Origin of the sequence: Bradyrhizobium ivorense (genome assembly GCF_900696085.1) — a bacterium.
In the GTDB taxonomy this organism is placed as follows: Bacteria; Pseudomonadota; Alphaproteobacteria; order Rhizobiales; family Xanthobacteraceae; genus Bradyrhizobium; species Bradyrhizobium ivorense.
This window is the reverse complement of sequence record NZ_CAADFC020000033.1, coordinates 44,290-67,401: the sequence shown is the minus strand read 5'-3', so window position 1 is coordinate 67,401 and position 23,112 is coordinate 44,290. Positions and strand designations below refer to the sequence as shown.

General features: G+C 62.8%; 23 protein-coding genes. 13 read left to right on the top strand and 10 right to left on the bottom strand.

Annotation, left to right across the window (positions count from 1 at the left end; translation table 11 throughout):
- The first annotated feature begins 145 nt into the window (after nt 1-145).
- From urtA to CI41S_RS38770, 7 genes are all read left to right on the top strand, one after another.
- On the top strand, nt 146-1,408 hold the full coding sequence (gene urtA / locus CI41S_RS38800) for an urea ABC transporter substrate-binding protein (RefSeq protein WP_139485327.1): 1,263 nt from the start codon (nt 146-148) through the stop codon (nt 1,406-1,408).
- Between the two features lie 118 nt (nt 1,409-1,526).
- Nucleotides 1,527-2,453, top strand: a complete 927-nt coding sequence (gene urtB, locus CI41S_RS38795) for an urea ABC transporter permease subunit UrtB (protein WP_139485328.1) — start codon at nt 1,527-1,529, stop codon at nt 2,451-2,453.
- Nucleotides 2,454-2,469: 16 nt separating this feature from the next.
- On the top strand, nt 2,470-3,606 hold the full coding sequence (gene urtC, locus CI41S_RS38790; RefSeq protein ID WP_139864281.1) for an urea ABC transporter permease subunit UrtC: 1,137 nt from the start codon (nt 2,470-2,472) through the stop codon (nt 3,604-3,606).
- Nucleotides 3,607-3,618: 12 nt separating this feature from the next.
- Nucleotides 3,619-4,374, top strand: a complete 756-nt coding sequence (gene urtD, locus CI41S_RS38785; protein WP_139485332.1) for an urea ABC transporter ATP-binding protein UrtD — start codon at nt 3,619-3,621, stop codon at nt 4,372-4,374.
- Nucleotides 4,375-4,569: 195 nt separating this feature from the next.
- The gene (urtE, locus tag CI41S_RS38780; protein WP_139485334.1) at nt 4,570-5,259 is read left to right on the top strand and encodes an urea ABC transporter ATP-binding subunit UrtE; all 690 of its coding nucleotides are present in this window, start codon (nt 4,570-4,572) and stop codon (nt 5,257-5,259) included.
- 28 nt (nt 5,260-5,287) lie between these two features.
- Entirely contained in the window at nt 5,288-6,517 is a 1,230-nt protein-coding gene (gene fmdA / locus CI41S_RS38775; protein WP_050400074.1) for a formamidase, read from the top strand.
- Between the two features lie 101 nt (nt 6,518-6,618).
- The gene (locus tag CI41S_RS38770; RefSeq protein WP_139485336.1) at nt 6,619-6,966 is read left to right on the top strand and encodes an FmdB family zinc ribbon protein; all 348 of its coding nucleotides are present in this window, start codon (nt 6,619-6,621) and stop codon (nt 6,964-6,966) included.
- 94 nt (nt 6,967-7,060) lie between these two features.
- Here the strand turns inward: CI41S_RS38770 and CI41S_RS38765 are convergent, their stop codons facing one another.
- Both CI41S_RS38765 and CI41S_RS38760 read right to left on the bottom strand, forming a co-directional pair.
- Entirely contained in the window at nt 7,061-7,465 is a 405-nt protein-coding gene (locus CI41S_RS38765; protein ID WP_139485338.1) for a baeRF12 domain-containing protein, read from the bottom strand.
- Nucleotides 7,466-7,629: 164 nt separating this feature from the next.
- Complete coding sequence (locus CI41S_RS38760) at nt 7,630-8,577, bottom strand: ATP-binding protein (protein ID WP_244622412.1); 948 nt, start codon at nt 8,575-8,577, stop codon at nt 7,630-7,632.
- A gap of 425 nt (nt 8,578-9,002) precedes the next feature.
- On the opposite strand from CI41S_RS38760, the gene CI41S_RS38755 reads away from it, so the two are divergent.
- The 4 genes from CI41S_RS38755 to CI41S_RS38740 all read left to right on the top strand — a co-directional run bounded on the left by CI41S_RS38755 (nt 9,003) and on the right by CI41S_RS38740 (nt 11,833).
- Nucleotides 9,003-10,004, top strand: coding sequence for a LysR family transcriptional regulator (locus CI41S_RS38755; protein WP_244626827.1), 1,002 nt, complete (start codon nt 9,003-9,005; stop codon nt 10,002-10,004).
- The gene (locus CI41S_RS38750; RefSeq protein WP_139864279.1) at nt 10,001-10,738 is read left to right on the top strand and encodes a peroxiredoxin-like family protein; all 738 of its coding nucleotides are present in this window, start codon (nt 10,001-10,003) and stop codon (nt 10,736-10,738) included. Before CI41S_RS38755 ends, CI41S_RS38750 begins: the two co-directional genes overlap by 4 nt.
- Nucleotides 10,739-10,750: 12 nt before the next feature.
- A complete protein-coding gene (locus CI41S_RS38745) occupies nt 10,751-11,032 on the top strand; it encodes a GNAT family N-acetyltransferase (RefSeq protein ID WP_244626826.1) in 282 nt (93 codons plus the stop codon).
- Nucleotides 11,033-11,257: 225 nt separating this feature from the next.
- Nucleotides 11,258-11,833 carry a cytochrome P460 family protein gene (locus CI41S_RS38740; protein WP_139864278.1) on the top strand — a complete coding sequence of 192 codons (576 nt, stop codon included), beginning with the start codon at nt 11,258-11,260 and terminating at the stop codon, nt 11,831-11,833.
- 198 nt (nt 11,834-12,031) lie between these two features.
- On the opposite strand, the gene CI41S_RS38735 is transcribed toward CI41S_RS38740, so the two are convergent.
- From CI41S_RS38735 to CI41S_RS38725, 3 genes are all read right to left on the bottom strand, one after another.
- Nucleotides 12,032-12,577: a carboxymuconolactone decarboxylase family protein gene (locus CI41S_RS38735; RefSeq protein WP_139864277.1), complete on the bottom strand. Its 546-nt coding sequence runs from the start codon at nt 12,575-12,577 to the stop codon at nt 12,032-12,034.
- 34 nt (nt 12,578-12,611) lie between these two features.
- Nucleotides 12,612-13,229, bottom strand: a complete 618-nt coding sequence (locus tag CI41S_RS38730) for a nitroreductase family protein (protein ID WP_210241805.1) — start codon at nt 13,227-13,229, stop codon at nt 12,612-12,614.
- Between the two features lie 192 nt (nt 13,230-13,421).
- Complete coding sequence (locus tag CI41S_RS38725; RefSeq protein ID WP_139864276.1) at nt 13,422-14,339, bottom strand: NADP-dependent oxidoreductase; 918 nt, start codon at nt 14,337-14,339, stop codon at nt 13,422-13,424.
- Between the two features lie 436 nt (nt 14,340-14,775).
- Here CI41S_RS38725 and CI41S_RS38720 point away from each other — a divergent pair, with 436 nt between their 5' ends.
- Together CI41S_RS38720 and CI41S_RS38715 are read left to right on the top strand one after the other, a co-directional pair.
- Entirely contained in the window at nt 14,776-15,177 is a 402-nt protein-coding gene (locus CI41S_RS38720) for an SPW repeat domain-containing protein (RefSeq protein WP_139864275.1), read from the top strand.
- On the top strand, nt 15,174-16,832 hold the full coding sequence (locus CI41S_RS38715) for a GMC family oxidoreductase (RefSeq protein WP_244626825.1): 1,659 nt from the start codon (nt 15,174-15,176) through the stop codon (nt 16,830-16,832). Before CI41S_RS38720 ends, CI41S_RS38715 begins: the two co-directional genes overlap by 4 nt.
- Nucleotides 16,833-16,889: 57 nt before the next feature.
- Here CI41S_RS38715 and CI41S_RS38710 read toward each other — a convergent pair whose 3' ends face one another.
- The 5 genes from CI41S_RS38710 to CI41S_RS38690 form a co-directional block, all read right to left on the bottom strand.
- Nucleotides 16,890-17,903 carry a helix-turn-helix domain-containing protein gene (locus tag CI41S_RS38710; RefSeq protein WP_139864274.1) on the bottom strand — a complete coding sequence of 338 codons (1,014 nt, stop codon included), beginning with the start codon at nt 17,901-17,903 and terminating at the stop codon, nt 16,890-16,892.
- A gap of 300 nt (nt 17,904-18,203) precedes the next feature.
- Nucleotides 18,204-20,411 (bottom strand): xanthine dehydrogenase family protein molybdopterin-binding subunit, encoded by a 2,208-nt coding sequence (locus tag CI41S_RS38705; protein WP_139864273.1) that lies wholly within the window; start codon nt 20,409-20,411, stop codon nt 18,204-18,206.
- 3 nt (nt 20,412-20,414) lie between these two features.
- Nucleotides 20,415-20,870 carry a (2Fe-2S)-binding protein gene (locus CI41S_RS38700; RefSeq protein WP_139485488.1) on the bottom strand — a complete coding sequence of 152 codons (456 nt, stop codon included), beginning with the start codon at nt 20,868-20,870 and terminating at the stop codon, nt 20,415-20,417.
- Nucleotides 20,871-21,156: 286 nt separating this feature from the next.
- Nucleotides 21,157-21,612: a DUF3788 domain-containing protein gene (locus tag CI41S_RS38695; protein ID WP_139864717.1), complete on the bottom strand. Its 456-nt coding sequence runs from the start codon at nt 21,610-21,612 to the stop codon at nt 21,157-21,159.
- 418 nt (nt 21,613-22,030) lie between these two features.
- Nucleotides 22,031-23,098 carry a LacI family DNA-binding transcriptional regulator gene (locus tag CI41S_RS38690; protein ID WP_139864272.1) on the bottom strand — a complete coding sequence of 356 codons (1,068 nt, stop codon included), beginning with the start codon at nt 23,096-23,098 and terminating at the stop codon, nt 22,031-22,033.
- Nucleotides 23,099-23,112 lie beyond the last annotated feature (14 nt).

The window sequence follows — 23,112 nt, the reverse complement described above, 5'->3', positions numbered from 1 at the left end:
TGCGCTGATCGCGGGCAAATCCCGTACCAAAACCTACGTCGCTATTTTGCGGTGCAGTATACGCAATCTCACGTATCAGTGCGCTGCACAAAAGTGAGCAATCCTCGCCTCATCAGTAAGCGTTTTCGAACCAGATGGGGTGCTCATGTCAGACGAAACCAAACCAGGCCTGAAGTCTCCGCTCCGGCGCAAGCTCTTGATGGGAATGGCCGCTTTGCCGGCTATTGCAATGCTGCCGCGTCCCTCATTTGCGGACGTTCCCGCAACTTCCGCGGTCAACACCACGGGCCTTGCAGTCACTGATAGCGAAGTCACCGTCGGCATCCTGCACTCGGTCACCGGCACCATGGCGATCTCTGAGACCGGATCGGTCGAAGCCGAGAAGCTCGCGATCGAGCAGATCAACGCCGCCGGCGGCGTGCTCGGCCGCAAGATCAAGTTCATCCAGGAAGACGGCGCCAGCGACTGGCCGACCTTCGCGGAAAAGGCCAAGAAGCTCTTGGTCAACGACAAATGCGCGGCGGTGATGGGCTGCTGGACCTCGGCCTCGCGCAAGGCGGTGCTGCCGGTGTTCGAGCAGTACAACGGCATGCTGTACTATCCGACCTTCTATGAAGGCCTCGAGCAGTCCAAGAACGTGATCTACACCGGCCAGGAGGCGACGCAGCAGATCATCGCCGGCCTCGACTGGGTCAACAAGACCAAGGGTGCGAAGTCGTTCTACCTGCTCGGCTCCGACTACATCTGGCCGCGCACCTCGAACAAGATCGCGCGCAAGCACATCGAGAACCATCTGCAGGGCTGCAAGGTGGTCGGCGAGGAATACTTCCCGCTCGGCTCGACCCAGTTCAACTCGGTGATCAACAAGATCAAATTGACAAAACCCGACGTGATCTACGCGATCATCGTCGGCGGCTCCAACGTCGCGTTCTACAAGCAGCTCAAGGCGGCCGGCATCGACCTGTCGAAGCAGACGCTGCTGACGATCTCGGTCACCGAGGACGAGATCGACGGCATCGGCGGCGAGAACATCGCGGGCGCCTATGCCTGCATGAAGTACTTCCAGTCGCTCGACAATGCCAACAACAAGGCCTTCGTGCCCGCGTTCAAGAAGATGTGGGGCGAGAAGACCGTGATCGGCGACGTGACGCAGGCGGCCTATCTCGGCCCATGGCTGTGGAAGCTGACGGTGGAGAAGGCCGGCTCCTTCGACATCGACAAGGTCGCGGCTGCATCTCCCGGCGTCGAGTTCAAGGGCGCGCCGGAAGGCTATGTCCGCATCCACGAGAACCATCACCTCTGGTCGAAGACTCGCGTCGGGCGCGCCAAGGCCGACGGCCAGTATGAACTGATCTACGAGACCGCCGATCTCGTCGAGCCGGATCCGTTCCCCAAGGGCTACCAGTGAGCCGGGGCATCTGACGCACCTCTCTCAACGCATCGCGGCGTGGACGGCACCGTCCACGCCCACGATCCGGCGTCACGAGGCGCCGCGTGCGCCCCCTTGGAATGACGGAGGACGACAAATGTTCGGCGACTATTCGATCAGCGATCTCGGCGCCATCCTTGCGATGCAAGGATTTGCCGGGCTGATCCTGTTCTCCGTCTACGTGCTGATGGCGCTCGGGCTCGCCATCATCTTCGGCCAGATGGGCGTCATCAACATGGCCCATGGCGAGTTCATGATCCTCGGCGCCTACGTCACCTGGATGACGTCGAACACTGTGCAGCATGTCGCGCCCTGGCTGTTTCCCGGCTACTTCTTCATTGCGATGATCCTGGCATTCATCGCCTCCGGCGCGCTCGGCATGCTGGTCGAGTGGGCGCTGATCCGCCATCTCTACAAGCGACCGCTCGACACGCTGCTTGCGACCTGGGGGCTCAGCCTGATCCTGCAGCAGGCCTATCGCTCGATCTTCGGCGCGCGCGAGGTCGGCGTCGAGCTGCCGGACTGGATGATGGGCTCCTGGCAGGCGACCGACTCGATCCAAATCCCGATCAACGGCATGTTCGTGATGGCGCTGACCATCCTGATCACGATCGCGGTGGCCTACGTGCTGTTCTGGTCGAGCTGGGGCAAGCAAGTGCGCGCGGTGGTGCAGAACCGCGTTATGGCGGGTGCCGTCGGCATCAACACCGAGAAGGTCGACCGCTACACGTTCGGGCTCGGCTGCGGCATCGCGGGCATCGCGGGCTCGGCCTTTACCATGATCGGCTCGACCGGGCCGACCGCCGGCCAGCTCTACATCGTCGACACCTTCCTGGTCGTCGTGTTCGGCGGTGCCGCCTCGCTGTTCGGCACCATCGCCTCGGCCTTCTCGATCTCGCAGACCCAGTCGACGCTGGAGTTCTTCCTCTCGGGATCGATGGCCAAGGTGATCACGCTGCTGACGATCGTCGCGATCCTGATGGTGCGTCCGCAGGGGCTGTTCGCCCTCAAGGTCCGCAAATAAGAACAAGCAGGTGGTCATGATCATCAACTCGCGCTTTTTCAATCGCTCCGAACTGCTCGGCTTCCTTGCGCTCGCGGTGCTGTTGTTCGTCATCCTGCCGCTGTCGCTGGATATCTTCCGCCTCAACCTGGTCGCCAAATACCTGACCTACGCCTTCGTCGGCATAGGACTCGTGCTGTGCTGGGGCTATGGCGGCATCCTGAGCCTGGGGCAGGGCGTGTTCTTTGGCCTCGGCGGCTACTGCATGGCGATGTACCTCAAGCTCGAGGCATCCAGCGTCGAGAACACCAAGATCCAGTCGACGCCAGGCATCCCCGATTTCATGGACTGGAACCAGCTGACCTCGTTGCCCTTCTTCTGGAAGCCGTTCCATAGCTTCCCGGTCACGCTGCTGGCGATATTGCTGGTTCCCGCGTTCTTCGCGCTGATCATCGGCGCCGCGATGTTCAAGCGCCGGGTCGGTGGCGTGTACTTTGCGATTATCACGCAAGCGATCGCCGCGATCCTCACCATTCTGATTGTGGGGCAACAGGGCTACACCGGCGGCATCAACGGCATTACCGATCTCCGCACGCTGCACGGCTGGGACATCCGCACCGATCACGCCAAGTTCATTCTGTATTTCGTCGAGGTTGTGCTGCTGTTCGGATGCATCGTCGCCGCGCAGTTCATCCGCCTGACAAAACTCGGGCGCATCCTGGTAGCGATGAGGGAGCAGGAGGACCGCGTGCGCTTCTCCGGTTACAGCGTCGCCAACTTCAAGATCTTCGCGTTCTGTGCCGCGGCAGTGTTCGCCGCGATCGGCGGCGCCATGTTCACGCTCGAGGTCGGCTTCATGTCGCCGTCCTTCGTCGGCATCGTGCCCTCGATCGAGATGGTGATCTACACCGCGGTCGGCGGCCGGATGTCGATCTTCGGCGCGGTGTGGGGCGCGCTGCTGGTCAATTTCGCCAAGACCAGCCTTTCGGAATCCTTCCCGCAGCTCTGGCTGTTCGGCCTCGGCGCCCTGTTCATCGCGGTCGTGCTCGCCTTCCCGAACGGGCTCTCCGGCATTTGGGCGGATCATGTCCAGCCCCGCATCGATCGTCTGCTGGCGTCACGCAAACCGAAATCGGCGGCCGGCTATGTCGCCGACGGCGCACCGGCCGAATGAGGAGGGATCATCGTGCTCATCGGTCATCAGCCAAAAGAATTCCTGCTCGCGGTCTCCGGTCTCACCGTCTCCTTTGACGGCTTCAAGGCCGTCAACGATCTCTCCTTCTATGTCGAGGAGAACGAGATCCGCGTCATCATCGGCCCGAACGGCGCCGGCAAGACCACGGTGCTCGACCTGATCTGCGGCAAGACAAGGGCGACGTCGGGTTCGATCCAGTTCCGCGGCCAGGAACTGACTAGGCTGCGCGAAAACGAGATCGTGCAGGCAGGAGTCGGGCGCAAATTCCAGACGCCGTCGGTGTTCGAGGATCTCACCGTGTTCGAGAACCTCGAGATTTCATACCCGCGCGGCCGCACCGTGTTCGGCTCGCTGGCCTTCCAGCGCGACGACGCGGTCAAGCAGCGGGTCGAGCAGGTCGCCGAGATGATCTTCCTCAAGGATCGCCTCAACACCTACGCCGATCAGCTCAGCCACGGCCAGAAGCAGTGGCTCGAGATCGGCATGCTGCTGATCCAGGATCCGGACCTGCTGATGCTCGACGAGCCGGTCGCCGGCATGAGCGTCTCCGAGCGCGCCAAGACCGCCGAGCTGCTCAACCGCATCATCAAGGACCGTTCGGTTCTCGTGATCGAGCACGACATGAAGTTCGTCGAGGACATCGCCCACAAGGTGACGGTGCTGCATCAGGGCCAGATCCTGTCGGAGGGGACGATGGAGCATGTCAAGAACGATCCGAAGGTGATCGAAGTCTATCTGGGGCATTGAGAGATGATTGACGTTGGTCGAGCTCCTGCAGCGACCTCGGTTCACCTCTCCCGAAGGGAGAGGTCGAATTGCGAAGCAATTCGGGTGAGGGGTCTCGCTCACTCGTGGGACCTGAAGGCCCTCGCCCGGCGCTGCGCGCCGACCTCTCCCCGATGGGGAGAGGTGAAGACAAGTGTCCCGTTCTAGGAGCTATCGATGCTGGCAATCTCTGATCTTCACGTCGCCTACGGCCAGAGCGAGGTGCTGCACGGCCTCAACGTCCAGGTCGCGCCCAACGAGATCGTCGCCATCATGGGGCGCAACGGCATGGGGAAGACCACGCTGATGAAGTCCCTGATGGGCATCCTGCCGGCCAAGAGCGGCAAGGTGACCATGGACGGCGCCGAGCTCGGAACCATGAAGAGCTATGAGCGGGTCGCGAAGGGCCTCGCCTATGTGCCGCAGGGCCGCATGATCTTCTCCACCATGACGGTGAAGGAGAACATCGAGACCGGGCTCGTGGTGTCCGGCGGCTCCGAAGTGCCCGGCGATATCTATGAGCTGTTCCCGGTGCTGCTGGAGATGAAGGGCCGCCGTGGCGGCAATCTCTCCGGCGGGCAGCAGCAGCAGCTCGCGATCGCCCGGGCGCTTGCGACCAAGCCGAAGGTGCTGCTGCTGGATGAGCCGACCGAGGGCATCCAGCCGTCGATTATCAAGGACATGGCGCGGACGCTGAAGCGCATCCGCGACCAGCGCGGCCTGTCGATCGTGGTCTCCGAGCAGGTCCTGAGCTTCGCGCTCGACATCGCGGACCGCGTGCTCGTCATCGAGAATGGCGAGATCGTCCGTGACGACCCGCGCGACAGGGTCGATGCCGCACAAATCTCGAAATATCTGTCCGTCTAACCGCCAGTAAACGAAGGGGAGCATTGCGATGCCAGATACACTGATCAAGGTCGATCTCAGCAAGTCGGCCTATGAAAACGACAAGATCCACAACCGCTGGCATCCGGAGGTTCCGATCGTCGAGTGGGTCAGCCCGGGCGACGATTTCATCATCGAAACCGTCGACTGGACCGGCGGGTTCATCAAGAACAACGACTCGGCCGACGACGTCCGCGACATCGATCTGTCGATCGTGCACTTCCTGTCCGGCCCGATCGGCGTCAAGGGCGCCGAGCCGGGCGATCTGCTGGTGGTCGACCTGCTCGACGTCGGTCCGCTGAAGGAGAGCCTGTGGGGTTTCAACGGTTTCTTCTCCAAGCAGAACGGCGGAGGTTTCCTCACCGATCACTTCCCGCTGGCGCAGAAATCGATCTGGGACATCAAGGGCCTCTACACCTCGTCGCGGCATGTCCCCGGCGTCAACTTCGCCGGCCTGATCCATCCCGGCCTGATCGGCTGTCTGCCCGATGCGAAGATGCTCGCGGCCTGGAACGCGCGCGAAGCCGAGCTGATCGCGACCAATCCGACCCGCGTGCCGGGCCTGGCCAATCCGCCGTTTGCGCCGACCGCGCATGCGGGGCAGGCCAAGGGTGACGTCAAGGCCAAGATCGGTCTGGAAGGCGCCCGCACCGTGCCGCCGCGCGAGCACGGCGGCAATTGCGACATCAAGGATCTGTCGCGCGGTTCAAAGATCTACTTCCCGGTCTATGTTCCGGGCGGCGGGCTCTCGATGGGCGACCTGCACTTCAGCCAGGGCGACGGCGAGATCACCTTTTGCGGCGCCATCGAGATGGCCGGCTGGCTGCACATCAAGGTCGATGTGATCAAGGACGGCGTCTCGAAATACGGCATCAAGAATCCCGTGTTCAAGCCATCGCCGATCACGCCGAACTACAAGGACTATCTGATCTTCGAGGGCATCTCGGTCGACGAAGCCGGCAAGCAGCATTATCTCGACGTTCACATCGCCTATCGCCAAGCCTGCCTGAACGCGATCGAATACCTGAAGAAGTTCGGCTACTCGGGCGCGCAGGCCTATTCGATCCTGGGCACCGCGCCGTGCCAGGGCCACATCTCCGGCGTGGTCGACGTGCCCAATGCCTGCGCCACGCTGTGGCTGCCGACGGAGATCTTCGACTTCGACGTGATGCCGTCATCGGCCGGTCCGATCAAGCACATCAAGGGTGACGTCCAGATGCCGATCTCGCCCGACAAGTGATGCTTTGAGTGATCCCTGCGCGAAGGGTGCGGGACGGCGCGTTCTTGCCGCCCCGCATCCATCGCGGGGAGCTTCACAGGAAAATGCGCAAGGATACGAAGATGCCTGTCTACGAATATCTCTGCAACGATTGCGGCCCGTTCACCGACATGCGGCCGATGGCCGAATGCGACCAGCCGCAGGACTGTCCGCAATGCGAAACGTCATCGCCGCGCGTGATCCTGACCGCGCCGGCGTTCTTCTGCATGCCCGCGGACAAGCGCAAGGCGCAGGCCACCAACGAGCAAAGCCGCCACGCGCCGAAGACGCTCGACCAGTACAAAGCCGCGCACGGCCCGGGCTGCGGCTGTTGCTCGACCGGCAGGAAGAAGCCGGGACGGTTGGTGACGAAGACGCGGAGCGGCGCGAAGGGCTTTCCCACCGCACGCCCATGGATGATCAGCCATTAGGTCGCCTCGCCGCTAGTCTCAAAACTAGGGCCCTGGCTATTCGCGCAGGCTTTGGCTGGACAGGCTTGCGCTGGCAGACGCTTGCAGAGGCGCGTCAGGCGTCGGCGATCAGTGAGGCGATGTCCTCGAGCGGTCGTCGGCTGAAGTCTTTCGCGAGCTCACCTATGATCTTGCCTTTCAAGTCGCGGTGGAAGTGCTTGCGCATCTCCCCCAGGGTCCTCGGGTCGGAGACAACGACCAGATGCTCTATGGTCCCGTCCATGCTGAGCTTGTTCAGGAATGCTGCCGTCGCCGCCGCGAAGTCATCTTCGACGAGCCGCCTGCCATCGGGGTTGGCGGCGCGGAGCTGATGCCGTGCACCCGAGCCGGCGTGGGCGCGCGCGGGCGAAGCCACCGTGATCTCGACCAGGTGCACCCCGGGTTTCACGCCTGTATTGTGGAACATGCGGATCGTCTCGCCGTCGGCGACTGCTACTGTCGTACCGGCAGGTAGAATCATCGAAAGATCTCCTGTTCACCATCCGGCGGGCTATGACCCCGGCATGCCGGTGCTCCGCGGCGCCTCTTCGATGAGCCGCTGTCGCGCGGTCGAGCGGATGGTCGAGGCAGCCGGGCGGGCTCATGAGCTCACTCGCTGAACCGGTTTCCAGGTATTCGCGCCGGCTAAGATGCCGCCATAGCTGTCGCTCGGCTTACAACGTGAAATACTCCGCCGTTGGCTGAGGGCGTGTACGCGATCTCCGTGCCGACAACAGTGCCGGGGCGCCCGGCTGCGTGCGCGCGCGGGAGGAAGAGACGCACCTGCGGGAGGACCCTCTCGGGCACGCCGTCCCCGTCGTCGGCGACGACGATCTCGACGAATCCCCGGGCCGCGTCAGCGGAGGATTCGACGTTATGCGCCGTGACGGAGATCGTGCCGCCCCTTGGCATGGCATCGGCCGAGTTTCGGCAAAGGTCCAGCAAAGCGAAGTACAGCTCCCCGGGGTCGGCATTGAAGGCCCACAAGTCTGGAGCGATGTCGATGCGGACCGCGATGTCCGGAGGCAACGTCCAGTAGAGCGTACCCGCGATCGTTGCGAGGCGAGTGCCTGAGACAAACCCGTCGATCGACCTGGGGCATGGTTGCTCGGCGTCGAGGAGCCGGCCGGACAACGCGCCTCGCGCGATCGCCTCCCGCATTTGGCCAAGGATGGCCTTTCGGTGTGCGGCGTCGCTCTGGCCCTCGAGCAGCAACAGGCCGCTGTCGATCACGGCAAGGAGGTTGTTGACGTCGTGGACGAGCAACTGCGCCACGTCCGCCATGGCGCTCACCGTCTTCCGCCTGCGAGGGGCGACCACACCACGCGCGTCGGAGGGCGCGCCGGTATGGCACAGAATCCCCGAGACCTCGCCATCGGACCCGACGAGCGGGATCTCCACATACCTGGACGCGATGAGACCGCTGCCGCCGTCACGGACGTCTCGCACCGTTGCGCTAAACACTCGCTCCACGCCGAGCGCGACGCCGGCGCTGTCCACGAGCACGACCACATCCTGCAGCGGCGGGACTTCGACAGAGCCGGGCAATGAAACGCCGATTGTATCTTTGATTTGCATATCGGAGATTTGCATATCGGACCTCCTGGCCTGCGATCTTTCAACGGAACAACGGCGTCGGCTCGTCTGAGCGGCGGACGATATAGGTTGAAGATTGGGTCCATGACGGCCGAAAGGAAAATCACCTCTCGCCATGGAGTCGATAGCCGACCGTTATCGGATTGACCGGAGGACGCGTGGCTCGCCGCGGCGGAAGTGCGGTGGTTCCCTCTGCAGACTCGCCGAGCGGAACTCTTTGCGAGGTCCCGGCCGGCGGATGGCGCGAGCCGCGGAGCGGCGGTTCTCCGGACTCTGGCTCACCCCCAGCCCGTCCGGTTCGCGGCCCACCTCGCAGCGCACCGGCCCGGCTCTCAGAAGTTCCTGAAAGTGTGTCCGTGCGTCCAAAACAACAGGCCCGCCGTTCCAACCTGCGCACGCAAGTAGCATCTACGCCATTCGACGTGCCCGTCACGTCGTCGGGAAGGCTCGTCAGTATCGACAGCCGCACCTTGACGGAGAAACAAAACGCCATGGAGCTTCATCAAGTTCGCTACTTCCTCGCCGTTGCGTCCACGCTCAACTTCACCCGCGCGGCCGAGCAGTGCAATGTCACGCAGCCCGCCCTGACCAAGGGGGTGCAGAAGCTCGAGCAGGAGCTCGGCGGCCAGTTGATCTACCGCGAGCGCCAGCTGACGCAGCTCACCGATCTTGGAAAGGAGGTCCTTCCGATGCTGGAGCGCACACTGGCCTCGGCGGAGGCGGTGCGTCGCCGAGCCCAGGAGTTCCAGCGCAAGGACGTCGCGCCACTGAAGATCGGCCTCGCGCCATCCATCTCGGCCTCGCTCATCCTCGATCCGATCGCGGAGATCGCGAAGTTCGTCCCCGGACTTCACGTCGAGCTGCGCGAGGGCGCGGCGAAGAAGCTCGTCGACCTCTTGCTTGAGGGAGAGATCAACGCGGCAATGGTCGGGGATGTGCAGGACATGCCCGACCGCATCGACGATTGGTCGCTGTTCGAGGAGCGCTACGTCGCGGTTCTTGCGCCGACCCATCGGCTCGCAAACCGCCTCTCGATCGGCATCGACGACCTCCGCGAGACCATCTTGCTGGAACGCACCGACTGCGACGTCGCCGTGAAGATCCAGCAGTCGTATTTTCCTGAGGAGCCGCCCCAACTCGGCCACTGCAGCGGTCACGACCTGCACCTTCAGCACATGGCCGCCGCCGGCTTCGGCGTGATACTGGCGCCCGAGCACATGCCTCGCCTTCCAACGCTCAAGACCATTCCACTCGAAGGCTCCCCGGTGTCGCGGGAGGTGCGGCTACTGGCCGTGCAGGGGCGCCGCTACTCGCCGGCGCTTGACGCTTTCGTCAAGGTCGCGCGCCTTCGCGACTGGTCGTTCGAAGTCGACCGGGGGGTGTCGCGTGCGACGGCCTCCGGGGTGGCAAGGGCGCCCGCATGACCACCACACGCACGCCGCCGGTCGACCGTTTCCAGCCTATCGAGCCTCAGCTTGACAACTCCCTACCGATGCTAAGCCAGACCGACAAGACACTCGCCCGGATCCGCACCGAGCTGCTGACGACGTTCAGTGCCGCGGACTGGGAGTCATACAACCACCTCGTGGGCTGGCTCCGCGATACAGGCGTGGCATCGCACGCGTTGAAGGTCGGAGACCACGCGCCGGATTTCCTGCTGCCGGACGCCGACGGCCGTCTCCACTCCTCCGAGCAGCTGCGCCGCAACGGACCCCTCGTCCTGAGTTTCTTTCGAGGCGGCTGGTGTCCGTTCTGCACCGCTGAGCTCTGCGCCCTCCAGGCCGCGAAGGATGAGTTCGAGAGCATCGGCGCGACCCTCGCGGTCGTGACCCCCGAGACGAGGGACTTTCCGCGGCAGCTCAAGCGAAGCCTGGGCCTGGAGCTGAAGGTGCTCTCGGACGTCGACTATGGCGTTGCCATGTTGTATGGCGTGCTGTTCCGGGTGCCCGACGAGACCAAGGCTCACTATTCCAGGCTAGGGTTCGACTTCGGCGCCCGGCACGGGTCATCGACGTGGATGTTGCCCATTCCCGCGACCTACGTGATCGGCGCAGAAGGCCGGATCCGCAGCGCGTTCGTCGAGCCCGACTTCACAATACGGGAGGAGCCGGCGCAAATCCTGGCGTCGCTGCGCCGGGTCGCTTCGGCATCCAGGTGAGGGAGGCCGAAGGTGGAAAGCGCCATCCGGGACAATCCGGCAATGAGCCGGTTTGAAATGCCCCTCGGCGACAGCTTGCTCGCAGTCGCCTACTACAAGATCGAAGACGGACGCGTCGTCCTGCTTCACACCGAGGTGCCGCAAGAGCGATCCGGCCTGGGGTACGGATCGAGGCTAGCGCATGGCGTTTTCGAAGCGTTGCGACGCGACGGGAAACGAGTCATCGCAAAGTGCCCGTTCATGTCCTCCTATGCCGCGCGGCACCCCGAGTACGGCGCACTCCTCGACGGCTGATCGCGGACGGATGGGACGCCGACGCACGGCGCTTTTGGACGACGATACCTCACACCTATCGAATGCATGTCCAAAGGGAATTTTTAATTTCGCCGGCTGCGTCCGATCTTTGGGACTGCCTGGATCCGCCGGGCACACGCGGTCGGCTCCACAGCGAATGAAACAGTGATCGAGGCCATTGCGCCGAGTCACCATGCCGCGTGCGAGCAGCACAGGAGATCCCCCATGAAATTATCGAGGACTGCCGGCCTGGCTGTCGCCGTCTCGCTGGTCGCCGGCACCGTGGCAGCGCTCGCGCAGATCAGCGGAGCTACTCCGGCCGGCCCGACCGTGAACGTGGTGGACGCCGCCGGGCACCTGCGCGTGCTGGCGGACTACCGAACCATCTACCAAGCGCTCGGCAGTTGGGCGATTGCCGCCGACAGCGGCCAGGGCGCGAAGGAAATGCACGCCGTCTACGCATCCCCGGGGGCGATCGACGCCTATCGGAAGACGGGCCACTTCCCGGACGGCGCCGTTCTGGTGAAAGAGGTCTTCGCGACTTCGACGAACGAGATGACCACGGGCACGGTGAGCCACGCCGACAAGCTCCAGGGCTGGTTCGTCATGGTGAAAGACAGCAAGGGAACGCACCCCGGCAACCCGTTGTGGGGCGACGGGTGGGGATGGTCGTGGTTCGACGCCGACAAGCCGCTCAAGACCACCTCGACGGACTACCATTCCGATTGCCAGGGCTGCCACGTGCCGGCCCAGGCCACGGACTGGATTTATGTGAATGGATATCCCGTCCTGCGTCGCTAAAGCGCGATGAGATCGGGTCGAATCGTCAGCCTATTGGATCATTACTGAACAGGCCGATCGCCCGTTCGCCGTTCGAGCCTGCCTCCGCGAGGCAGGCTCCCGGCCATACATGACAGTCTCGCCGGTTCGACCATGAGCATCAGCGGAAGGCGAAGGCTGCAAGCAGCCTTGGAAATGGTGGATGCGCCTGGATCGAGCCTAGATCGAGCCAGCCGGCGCAACATCAGGAAAGTCCCTCTCCGGATCGAACACATTATTGAAAAAGTTCGTCAGGGAGTACATCGCAACCAGCGCGACGATCTCCATGACATTGGCATCCGTGTAGCCCGCATCGCGGACGGCCTTCAGATCGGCATCACTGACCTTGCCGCGGGTCACGATCACCTTGCGTGCAAACTGGATGGCGGCATCCCGCTTGGGATCGCTGGCATGGCCCATCCGCGCGAGAATGATTTCATTCGCCGGCAGCTTTGCCATATGCTCGGCCGTGAAGCTGTGAACCGTCAGGCAGTAGTCGCAGCCATTCACTTCGGAGACGGCGAGGCCGATGCTGTCGCGCGTTTTCACGTCGAGCGCCTTGCTGAGCGAGCCGAGGAGGGTGGCCCATGAGTTGAACGCGATCGGGCTTGCCGCGAAGGTCGACATCATGTTTGGAGTGAACCCGATGTTCTTGGTGAACATATCGAGGGTCGGTTTCGAATCGGCCGGCACCCGTTCCGGCTTTAAAGCCGCAGTTCTTGGCATCATAAGCTCCGTAAAATGCTGGGTTCACAGATAGTCAAACGAGATCCAACACGTCAGCCACCGGACGGCGCGGCTTTTGTGCCCAGTTTCCCGAACGCAGAGCCCCTACGGACAACAGCATGACCGGTACTTCATCCTTGGCCAGTCCGAACTCCCGGTGCACCTTGTCGGCATCGAAACCGATCATCGGCGTCGAACCAAGTCCGATCGAGCGGGCCGCATAGATGATCGCGGCCGCGCCGAACGTGCCGGTGCGGACTGCCTCGTCGCGCTGGCGCTGCGGGTACTCCATGTAGAGATCGCGTGCGGGAATTTCCCATTCCGGCACCATCTTTGCCGGCATGATGCCGGCTTCCACCAGGGGTGCCAGGCGCTCCGGTACCACGCTGGAATCGGCCAGCTGGCCGCAGACGATGAATGTAACGGCTGCCTCGGTGATCGCGGGCTGATCCCAAGCGATCGGACGCAACCGGGCCTTGGCTTCAGGCGAGCGTACCGCAATGAAGCGCCAGTTCTGCAGGTGGAAGGATGTCGGCGCGGTGGTGCCGATTCGCACGAGCTCGCGGATGAGGTCGTCGCTCAGGGTGGCGGCAGGGTCGTAGTACTTGGCGGCGCTGCGGCCGAGGATGCATTCGATGACAGCGTTGGTCATGGCTATTCCGTTAGTCATGGTGGTTCCTGTGCGCAAAGGGATGGGTTGAGAGAACGTGTTCTTTCGCTCTCTTTGCTCGAAGTACCGCAGCGATGGTGCGCGTTCGAAATCTCGTGCCGGGTGCCGTGGGCGGTTTCCTGGCTTGCCGCGGGCGGCTGACAGGAGGCGTGCGGGCCGGCATCGAACGCGCGTTCAGGGACGAACGCGGATGATTGTCTTCCCGCTGATCCGCCTGCTCGGGTTGAAAGCAGCGACGGCCTCGTCGAGGGTTGCGATGTTGCCGATGTTCGTCCGCAGCCGTCCGTCCTTTACCCGCTGGACGATCTCACTCAGCTGGGCACGATTGGACTCGACGACGAAATCGACCGCGAGGACGTCGGCGGGCGGTGCCTCAGCCGGCCCGACGATGGACACCAGCCGTCCTCCGGCTCGAATCAGGCGCGCGGAACGCTTCCCGATGTCGCCGCCGATGACGTCGAACACCAGATCTATTCCGCCGACGTCTTCGAGGGCGTCGGTCTCGAGATCGACAAACTCCTTCGCGCCGAAGTCGAGCGCCTTCTGCCGATCGGCGGCGCGTCCGGTGCCGATGATGTAGGCGCCAGCCTCTCGTGCGAGTTGCGTCACCATCGACCCGACTGCGCCGGCCGCACCGTGCACGAGGACGCTCTGCCCCGCCTGAACGCGGCCGTGCTCGAACAATCCCTGCCATGCAGTCAGGCCCGAGATCGGCAGGCTCGCGCCCACCGTAAAGTCGACGTCACCCGGCAGCGGCGCGAGGTTGCGCGCCTCGATTGCCACATACTCGGCCAGCGTGCCGTCGCGATACCAGTCCGCGAGGCCGAATACCCGCTGTCCCACCGACAGCCCCGTCGTGCCATAGCCGAGGGTGGTCACCACTCCAGCCAGCTCATGGCCGGGGATCGACGGTGTTCGGTCACGATCGAGGCGATCGGTCCAGGTCGAGGGCCACGCCAGCTCGGTCGGGACAAATCCCGACGCATGAACCTGAACGACGACGTCGTTGATCGCCGCCTGCGGCTCGCGCCGCTCCACGAGCGTCATCCCGGCCGTTCCCGCAGCCTGATCCGTTACGACGATTGCCTTCATGGTCCACCTCCTTGTGTGTGTGGTGTGTATTTCCCTTGCAGGTGAGCACAAAGTACGACCGCGAAACTCGACGGTCCAATGACCGGTGGCTATGGAATCGATGCCATCGAAATGGCGCGTGAAGATCAACGCGCGTCAAACCCGGCAGCGGACTGGTCCGAATGCCCCGCGAGCGCATGATTGCTGTGGCCGACGCCACACTAACCCGCTTCCCTGGCGCTGGGCGAGTGGAATGGAAACGATAACGACCGGGCATTTCTAATGGTTGGCGTGCCTGCTTACTGTTCGTCCAACCGGGCTGACCTGTGACGGTTGCATGGAGTGCCTGCCGGCGCGGGACGGCGTAATCGCCCCGATGATCCTCTTGGGTGGATGCGCTCTCCGCGTAAGGAGCCGCTCAAGCAACCAGACAAGTCCAAACAAGTAGGAGTCACCGATGTCGTTTCGCTTCGTCACCAAGTCTATTCACGCTTACCTGATCGACTATCCTGTCGCGATCGTCTTGATCGCAGCGCCGTTCGTGCTGGAGCTCGGCCAGAGCAAGCCGGCCGCAATGTGGCTTTCGGTCATTGCCGGTGCGGCTGCGCTGCTCTTGGCCGCCCTGACCGACCATCCCACCGGGCTCGTCCGCATCATTCCCTACTGGCTTCACCTTTGGGTCGATCGCGCCGTCGGCGTGGTGTTTGTCGTCGCCCCGTTTGCCTTCGAATTCGCCGGGCTCGACGCCTGGTACTACTGGGTTCTCGCCGCCGCTGTCCTGCTCACGACGACAGTCCTGAACGCGCCTGAGGAGCAACTCGCGACGCGTTCGGCATTGGACAGGCGCACAGCGGCTTGAAGGCGGCGACGGCGTTCCATCTGCTTGGGCTAAAAATGGTGCGAAAGAGAAAGATGCAGATGTCCCAGGAGAGGTACGACATCGTCATTGTTGGCGCGGGCGCGGCCGGCTGCGTCGTTGCGAGTTACCTCGCCGAACACACCGATGCGTCGATCGCGCTGATCGAAGCGGGCGACATGGATCGCGATCCGTTCATCCACATCCCCGCCGGCTTCGCCAATATCTTGGTCCACGACCGGCATGTCTGGAAATACGAGACGATTCCCCAGCACGGCAAGAAGAGAGCATATCGCTCAGGCAAAGTGCTCGGCGGCGGCTCCTCGATCAACGCGATGTGCTACGTTCGCGGCCAGATACGCGACTTCGCCGCGTGGCAGGATGCGGTCGGCGACACCGGCAAATGGTCGTATGAAGACCTGCTTCCCGTCTTCATGGCGCAGGAACGCAACGACACCTTCCACGACGAATATCACGGCATCAACGGTGGTCTGGCGGTCCAGCTGCCCAAGGGCATCAACGAGCTGAACCAATATTGCCTCAAGGCCTTCCAGGAATATGGGATCCCCTATAATCCCGACTATAACGGCGAGAGCCAGATCGGCGTCTCGCCCGTGCAGTCGACAGTCGGAAATCAACGCCGGTGCAGCGCAGTCGACGCTTATCTGCGTCCGCACCTCGCCTCGGGCCGCGTCACACTTCTAACCGGCAAGACCGTCGTTCGGATTGTTGTCGAGGACAAGCGGGCTGTCGGCATCGAACTGAAGGACAACGGCCTCGGGAGGATCATGGCCGCCGAGGTGGTGTTGTCGGCCGGGGCCGTCCATAGCCCGAAGATTCTCATGCACTCGGGCATTGGACCGGCCGAGCAGCTGCGGCGACACGGCATCGCGGTGATCGTCGATTCTCCGGGAGTGGGCGAAAACCTCCACGACCACCCGATGGTCCCGGTTCGCGCCTATGTGAAGGGCGATCTCGGCTATCAGGCAGCCGCGCAGGGACTCGGCACCATTAAGGCGGGCCTGCGGTATCTCGTCACCAAGGACGGCCCGGCGTCAGGCAACGGCATCGAGACTGTTACTCACTGGAATCCGTCAGACTTCGCCGCCGACCCCACCATCCAATGCTATCACGCTCCTATCGTCTTGAACGAGCAACTCGGCCCGACCGGCGACCGCTCGGGCGTCACCTTCGAACTCGTGGTGCTGCAGCCCAAGAGCCGTGGCTGGGTGCGGCTGGCCGATAGCGACCCGACGTCGATGCCCCTCATCAACCCGAACTTCATTGGCGAGGAGGAAGACCTGAGGGCCGCGGTAGAATCGGTGCGGGCGATCCGCGAAGTCATGGCCCAGGAGTCGCTGGCGTCGGTGATCGAGGAAGAGATGGATCCCGGCCCGCACATCCAGTCGGACGCGGAGATCGGCGAATGGGTGAAGCGTGTCGTGACGACGATGTGGCACCCTGTCGGAACGTGCCGGATGGGTCGGGATGAGCGAGCGGTGGTCGACGCAAGGCTCAGGGTCCGCGGGGTTGACGGACTTCGGGTGATCGACGCCTCGATCATGCCGAACATCACCAGCGGCAATACCAACGCCCCGACCCAGGCGCTTGCGCGCCACGCTACAGCGATGCTGGTCGAGGATCTGAAGCGAAGTTAGCGCGCTCCGGCGCAAGCCGGTGGCAGCGATGTCAATCTCGTTGTCAGGATCTCGCCCTCAAATGTCCTTTCGGGCTTCGCCATCCCTGGCCATCCGCCGATAGTCGCTCGGATCTCGTCCGTACGCCTTTCGAAAAGCCCGCACGAAACTTGAACGGCTCTCGTACCCCGCATTATGGGCAACGACGTCGATCGACATCGTCGTTGTCGTCAAATCGATTGCAGCCTGGCGCATCCTCAAGGCTCGCAAGATGACCATCGGGGATTGTCCGAAGATGTCCGAGAATCGCGCCATGAACGCCGAACGACTCAACCCCGCACTGTGTGCCAGGCTTTGAACAGAATGGGCAGCTCCTGGCCGCGCCACCATATCCGCAAAAGCACGGGTCACTTGCCTGTCGGCAAGTATTGAGAATCGCTCAGTCCAGCGCTGGGATGATTTGACGGACCGTCGCACCAATGAGACGACGATCTGCTTGAGCAGGGACGCTGTCATGGCTCCAACGCCGACCTCTTGCTGCATCAGCTCGTCCATAGCCTCGCGAAGCTTCAGATCGATCTTGTCCGCCGGCTCGAACTGCTCGATCACCGGTACGCCGAGTTCTCCGAACAGCCTCACAGACTGACCAAAGGATGCGTTGAAAAAGCCGCAAATCTGAACGATTTCGGGCTGCTCGTTCGGCACTGCGACGCGGAGGATGCCGTCTTGACGAGTCCAGCATTCTTTCGAAATGAGCTTCGGCGGGCCACTTCCACCGTCAACCTCGATCGTGAACGGAGTGTTTGGCGGCACGATGATGAGCAGATGAGGGCTCAACGGCATCGTTGGTCCGCCGTTGATCGATATGCGTCCGACGCCACTCAAGTTGTAGTGGATCCCCGGTGCGTCAATCGTGCCAAATTCGACTCGATGGCCGTGCGGCACCAGGATCTCGGTCAGCGCGATGACATCGATGTCGAGCGCCTGCATGAGGTTGTCGAGGTCTGTTGTAGACAATTTGACGGTGGAACCCGTGGGCAGCAACATGTTCTGCCCGACGAGAGCCTGCGCTGAAACCGCCTTCGTGTGCATGAGTGGCCCTTTATTGCCTGGCGACCGGATTGCCTGGCGACCGGCGCCGATAGTGCCCCTAGGCCCGTTCTCTAGGGATTAGCGAGGGCGTCGTCACGCTGGCTCCTGCCGCTGGCCGACCGTCCTCCCGAACCCAATAGCGCAATCATGATCAGAATGCCGCGGTATGGAAGTGAAACTCTTGCAGATCGATCCTGAACCGCCTTCAGGTCGCGGCAGCTGACACCAAGGTCTTCGACGCCGCCATCGAAGACCGCGGCATGCGATGGGCAAGCCGCGACGCGGGATGACGGGCAGGGACTAGGACGACGACTTCAGCGAAGCCGTATCGATCGGCAGGCTGCGCACGCGCTTCCCGGTCGCGGCGAAGATCGCATTGGTCACTGCAGCACTGACGATGGCCGTCGGAGCCTCACCAACGCCGCCTGGAGCTTCGGCGTTCCTGATCAAGTGCGTCTCGACCACCGGAACTTCGTCGATGCGCATCGGCAGATAGGTATCGAAATTGCTCTGCTCGACCCGCCCATCCTTGAACGTGATCGAGCCATGAAGCGCCGCGGTCAGCCCGAAAAGCGTTCCACCCTGAACCTGAGCTTCGATCGTATCGGGATTGACGTACATGCCGCAATCAAGCGCACAGACGATCCGCTTGACCTTGACGGAGCCGTCATCTGCCACTTCGACCTCGGCGACCTGCGAGACGTAACTTCCGTACGCGAATTGCACCGAAATCCCGCGGCCATGCCGCGCGGGAAGTGGTGATCCCCACTGCGCCTTTTCCGCAGCAAGCGACAGAACAGCAAGCGCGCGCGGGTTGTGGCCGAGCAATCCCTTGCGATAGGCAACGGGATCCTGCTCCGCGGCATGCGCAAGCTCATCCATGAAGCTTTCGACCACAAAGACATTGTGAGTCGGTCCGACGCCGCGCCACCAGGACGTCCGGACACCACGGGGCTCGACTTGAACATAGTCGACGTGAATGTTGGGCAGTGCATAGGGCGGCTCGGCCGCCGCTTCCACGGCATCGGGGTCCAATCCATCCTTGATATAGGGAGGATAATAACGAGCGAAGATTGAGGACCCGGCGATCCGATGTGTCCAGGCGACCGGCTTGCCGGCCGCATCAAGTCCGGCCGACAGCCGATCGAGATAGTACGGCCGATACATATCGTGCTGGATGTCTTCCTCGCGGCTCCAGATCACTTTCACCGGGCCGTCGACGTGCCTGGCGATCTTGACGGCCAGCACCGTACCGTCAGCTTCCAGCCTCCGGCCGAAGCCGCCGCCGATCAGATGATTGTGAATCTTGATCGCATCCCTTGGCAGGCCGGTCAGCTCGGCCACCAAAGCCTGCGTGATCGTTGGCGCCTGTGTCCCGACCCAGATGTCGCAGCGATCTCTTTGCAGATGAACGGTGCAGTTCATCGGCTCCATCGCCGCATGGGCCAGGAAGGGTGCCTGGTACACGGCATCGAGCCGTTGCGCCGCTCCCGCGAGCGCTTTCTCCGCATCGCCGTCGTTGCGGGCAACGACGCCCGGCTTCTTGGATTCGTCCTCCAATTGCCTGACGATGCCGCCATTGTTGACCTTGCCGTTCGGTCCGTCGTCCCACGTGGCCGCGGCGGCCTCGAGCCCCTTCTTCGCCGCCCCCATGTGATCAGCTACCACGGCTATAGCTTCGCCGATGTTGACCACCTGCCGGACGCCCTTGACCGCCAGCGCGGCCCTCTCGTTCACTGTTTTCGCGTTGCCGCCGAGTACGGGCGAAATGGCAATCGCCGCGACCTTCATACTCGGCAGCCGTGCGTCGATGCCGTAGAGGGCGCGCCCATCGACCTTGATCGAGGAATCCACGCGCTTGGCGCGCGTGCCGATCAGTGTGAAATCCTTCGGACCCTTCAACTTGACGCTTGCCGCAGGCGGCACCGGCAAGTTCGCCGCGGCCTCCGCAAGTTCGCCGTAGCTCAGATGCTTCGAGCCCGTCGCGTCCGACACAACGCCGTTCCTGGCGCGGCAAGTCGCCGGATCGACACTCCACCGCCTGGCGGCGGCCGCAATCAGCAGGTTTCGGCCCACTGCGCCTGCCTGCCGCAATGGCGTCCAGAAGGCGCGGATAGAGGCAGAGCCACCCGTATTTTGAATGCCGATAATCGAGTTGACGTAGAGCGCATGATTTGGTGGCGCGTGCTGAACTTGAATCTGGTCAAGCTGCACTTCCAGCTCTTCAGCGAGGAGCATCGAGAGCGACGTGTAAACTCCCTGTCCCATCTCAACCATCGGCATGATCAGGGTCACGGCGCCGGTCGGATTGATCCGTATAAATCCGTTCGGGGCGAAAGTACCCGTGATCTCGTTTTCGATGACCTGCGAAGCCGGCGCCGCGAACACGGGCTCCGTGCTTGCGCCGGTCAGGGTAAAGCCGAGCAGCAAGCCTGCGCCCTGAAGCAAGGTGCGCCGCGACATCGCCGTTTCGCCTTCGATTCGGTTCGTTAGAAGCGGCCTATCCATGACTCAAACTCCCGCTGCTTGCTTGATCGCGGCCCGGATACGCTGATAGGTGCCGCAACGGCAGACGTTTCCCGACATTGCCGAGTCGATATCCGCGTCGCTCGGCTTCGGAGTGTCCTTCAGCAATGCCGCCGCCGACATGATCTGGCCGGACTGGCAGTAGCCGCATTGCACGACCTCCAGATCCAGCCACGCCTTCTGCAAGGCCGCGCCTTGCGGCGTGCGGCCGATTGCCTCGATCGTGGTGACGACGCTGCCGCCGACGCTATCGACCGACGTCTGGCAGGAGCGGACCGGTTGGCCGTCGACATGCACGGTGCATGCGCCGCACAGCGCTTGGCCGCAACCGAACTTGGTCCCGGTCATGCCGAGCACGTCGCGCAGCACCCACAGCAACGGGATGTCGCCGTCAACGTCGACCTCATGAGCTGAGCCATTGATGTTCAATGTGAAAGCCATGAATGCCTCTTGAGCGCGTTGGGAGTGAGCGGTGAGCCGATCAACGTCACTCATGAAGTCCGCGAAAGTGGTGCGCATTGATCGCAGCACGGAGCGCGGCTTTCCAATAGCCGGCATGAATAGTTTCTATAGCAACGGGGAATGCAGCCACGACGCTCGGCTCGGGCGCGAGCGGAGCCGCATTCACCGCTGCCCTGCGAACTGTAGCTACTGGATAGCTTCGTCTTGCGCTTCCGAAAGTCCGGCGTCGCCGACTTGGCCGCGAAACTGAGGGGTTCCGCAACATTCAACCGCGCAACGGTGGCGGCCGCTTCATCGTCAAAAGCTTGGTCACATCATGCCGATCATCCGCGGAGGAGATCGCAACTGTCAGGAATTTTCCGTCCGGGTATGTTTTCGCTTCATCGTAAAGCTTGACCAGCTGCGAGCGCCATGCATAACGCCGCTCCTCAAATTGTTTTCGTTCCGCTCCTCCCAGGACCACCACGGCCGAAAACCGCTTGTATTCCGGCAGCAGGGTGCAGAACGCCTTTGTCTTCTTGTAGCGCAGGGACCAGCCGCGCTTCTTGCCGCCATAGAGCCATTCCGGCGCGAAGACGCCGGGGTAGAATTCCTCGATCCAGCTTTGCAGCCGGGCCCAATGCTTGAAGGCACCCGGTCCGATCCAGTCGCGGACAGCGCCGTCATCTGGCGAAGCTGACTCGTCGGTGATCCTGTCGCCGACCCGGGGGGACTGTTCCATACCGCTTTCCTTCCGCCGCGACCTGACGGCCCGACCTCGAGCTTGCGCGAAAGGTGTGTCGCCATGTTCCTGAGGATTGAATCTGTGTTGCGCTTGATATTTCGTCCGTCGCAGAACCGGACGTTCTGTCACGGGCTTCTCTCCGCCATTGGCGCACAGGCGCGTTGCCCGTCAATGCGGAAATCCGGCGCGTGGATTTACGGACACGTACTATGGACTTCTGGTCAATTCTTGCAGGACGGGCCGGCACCGCGAAACGCCCTCGGCACGTCTCGAACGCCGACACCTACTTCGCGGACATTGCGGGCGGAGGACGTCTGTAGGAGCGTCTGCGTCCAGGATTTGAACCTTCGCAGGGATATTTTCGAGCCGGCGACAAAGGCTGATGTCCGACGCTATTCCGAGTGGCCACGTCCATTCAGGATTGCTTGCCTCTTGGCGTCCGGGACGAGGGCGCCGCGGTGGATCCGCGCACCACCATCGACGCCGGCAGCAGCACATGCTTCGGCTGCCGCTCCTCCGGCGCGATCTTGATGTCGGCGAACAGGATCTCGGCGGCGGCCTTGCCCGCGCGCAACGGATCGACCTTCACCGTCGTCAGCGGCGGTGACCACCGTTCGGCCATCGGAATATCGTTGAAGCCGGTCACCGAAATGTCGCGCGGACATTCCAGGCCGTGTCGCTGCAAGGTCTTCAAGGCGCCGAACGCGAGCAGGTCATTGGCGGCCATCAGTGCGGTGAAGGGAACGCCGGAGCGCAGCAGTTCCTCGGCGCAACGCGCGCCCTCTTCTTCGCGATATTCGTTGCTGTAGGCCACGAGATCGTCCGAGGCCACGGCCTTGACCCGATCGATCCAGTAGCGATAGGCGGCCAGCCGCTCCTCCGCCGTCGACCAGGATGATGGCCCGGAAATGAATGCGATGCGCCGGTGGCCGAGTTCGAACAGATGTTTCACGAGCGCGCCGATGCTCGGGCGCACGTTGTAGCTCACCGACGATACGGAATCGTCGTCGACATGGCTGTTGACGGTGACGATCGGCGTGCCGTCATGGGCGACCGCGGAGACCACCTCGTCCTCGCGCAAGGCGCTGGCGACGATCAGCCCCTCGATGCCGCGGGCGAGGAAGGTGCTGATCAGCTTTTCTTCCTTCTCCGGATTGTTGTCGGTGTCGCCGATCAGCGCGACATAGCCGTGCTCCGACGAGATGCTGTCGATGCCCTTGATGATGGGACCGAACAGGCTGTTGGTGATATCAGGAACGATGATGCCGATCGTCTTGCTGGAATGGGTACGCAGCGTGGCGGCCGCGACGTTGTGGCGATAGTTGAGCTCGGCGACGGCGGCGTGGATCCGTGCCCGCACCTCATCGGTGATGCGATGCGCAGTTGCGGGGTCCAGCGCGCGCGACACCGTCGAGAAGTGGACGCCGACATGGGCCGCCACATCCTTCAGCGTCGGACGCTTACCTTTCGAGGGGCCCGTCAATGGCTAAAAGTCCT

Excerpts from the sequence above, each read along its gene's own strand:
- urtA (WP_139485327.1), top strand. The coding sequence starts at position 146 with ATGTCAGACGAAACCAAACCAGGCCTGAAGTCTCCGCTCCGGCGCAAG.
- CI41S_RS38740 (WP_139864278.1), top strand. The coding sequence starts at position 11,258 with ATGAAATTATCGAGGACTGCCGGCCTGGCTGTCGCCGTCTCGCTGGTC.
- urtC (WP_139864281.1), top strand. The coding sequence starts at position 2,470 with ATGATCATCAACTCGCGCTTTTTCAATCGCTCCGAACTGCTCGGCTTC.
- CI41S_RS38710 (WP_139864274.1), bottom strand. The coding sequence starts at position 17,903 with ATGCACACGAAGGCGGTTTCAGCGCAGGCTCTCGTCGGGCAGAACATG.
- CI41S_RS38725 (WP_139864276.1), bottom strand. The coding sequence starts at position 14,339 with ATGAAGGCAATCGTCGTAACGGATCAGGCTGCGGGAACGGCCGGGATG.
- CI41S_RS38750 (WP_139864279.1), top strand. The coding sequence starts at position 10,001 with ATGACCACCACACGCACGCCGCCGGTCGACCGTTTCCAGCCTATCGAG.
- CI41S_RS38735 (WP_139864277.1), bottom strand. The coding sequence starts at position 12,577 with ATGCCAAGAACTGCGGCTTTAAAGCCGGAACGGGTGCCGGCCGATTCG.
- CI41S_RS38730 (WP_210241805.1), bottom strand. The coding sequence starts at position 13,229 with ATGACCAACGCTGTCATCGAATGCATCCTCGGCCGCAGCGCCGCCAAG.
- CI41S_RS38705 (WP_139864273.1), bottom strand. The coding sequence starts at position 20,411 with ATGGATAGGCCGCTTCTAACGAACCGAATCGAAGGCGAAACGGCGATG.
- urtE (WP_139485334.1), top strand. The coding sequence starts at position 4,570 with ATGCTGGCAATCTCTGATCTTCACGTCGCCTACGGCCAGAGCGAGGTG.
- CI41S_RS38765 (WP_139485338.1), bottom strand. The coding sequence starts at position 7,465 with ATGATTCTACCTGCCGGTACGACAGTAGCAGTCGCCGACGGCGAGACG.
- CI41S_RS38695 (WP_139864717.1), bottom strand. The coding sequence starts at position 21,612 with ATGGAACAGTCCCCCCGGGTCGGCGACAGGATCACCGACGAGTCAGCT.
- CI41S_RS38720 (WP_139864275.1), top strand. The coding sequence starts at position 14,776 with ATGTCGTTTCGCTTCGTCACCAAGTCTATTCACGCTTACCTGATCGAC.
- fmdA (WP_050400074.1), top strand. The coding sequence starts at position 5,288 with ATGCCAGATACACTGATCAAGGTCGATCTCAGCAAGTCGGCCTATGAA.
- CI41S_RS38700 (WP_139485488.1), bottom strand. The coding sequence starts at position 20,870 with ATGGCTTTCACATTGAACATCAATGGCTCAGCTCATGAGGTCGACGTT.
- CI41S_RS38770 (WP_139485336.1), top strand. The coding sequence starts at position 6,619 with ATGCCTGTCTACGAATATCTCTGCAACGATTGCGGCCCGTTCACCGAC.
- urtB (WP_139485328.1), top strand. The coding sequence starts at position 1,527 with ATGTTCGGCGACTATTCGATCAGCGATCTCGGCGCCATCCTTGCGATG.
- CI41S_RS38760 (WP_244622412.1), bottom strand. The coding sequence starts at position 8,577 with ATGCAAATCTCCGATATGCAAATCAAAGATACAATCGGCGTTTCATTG.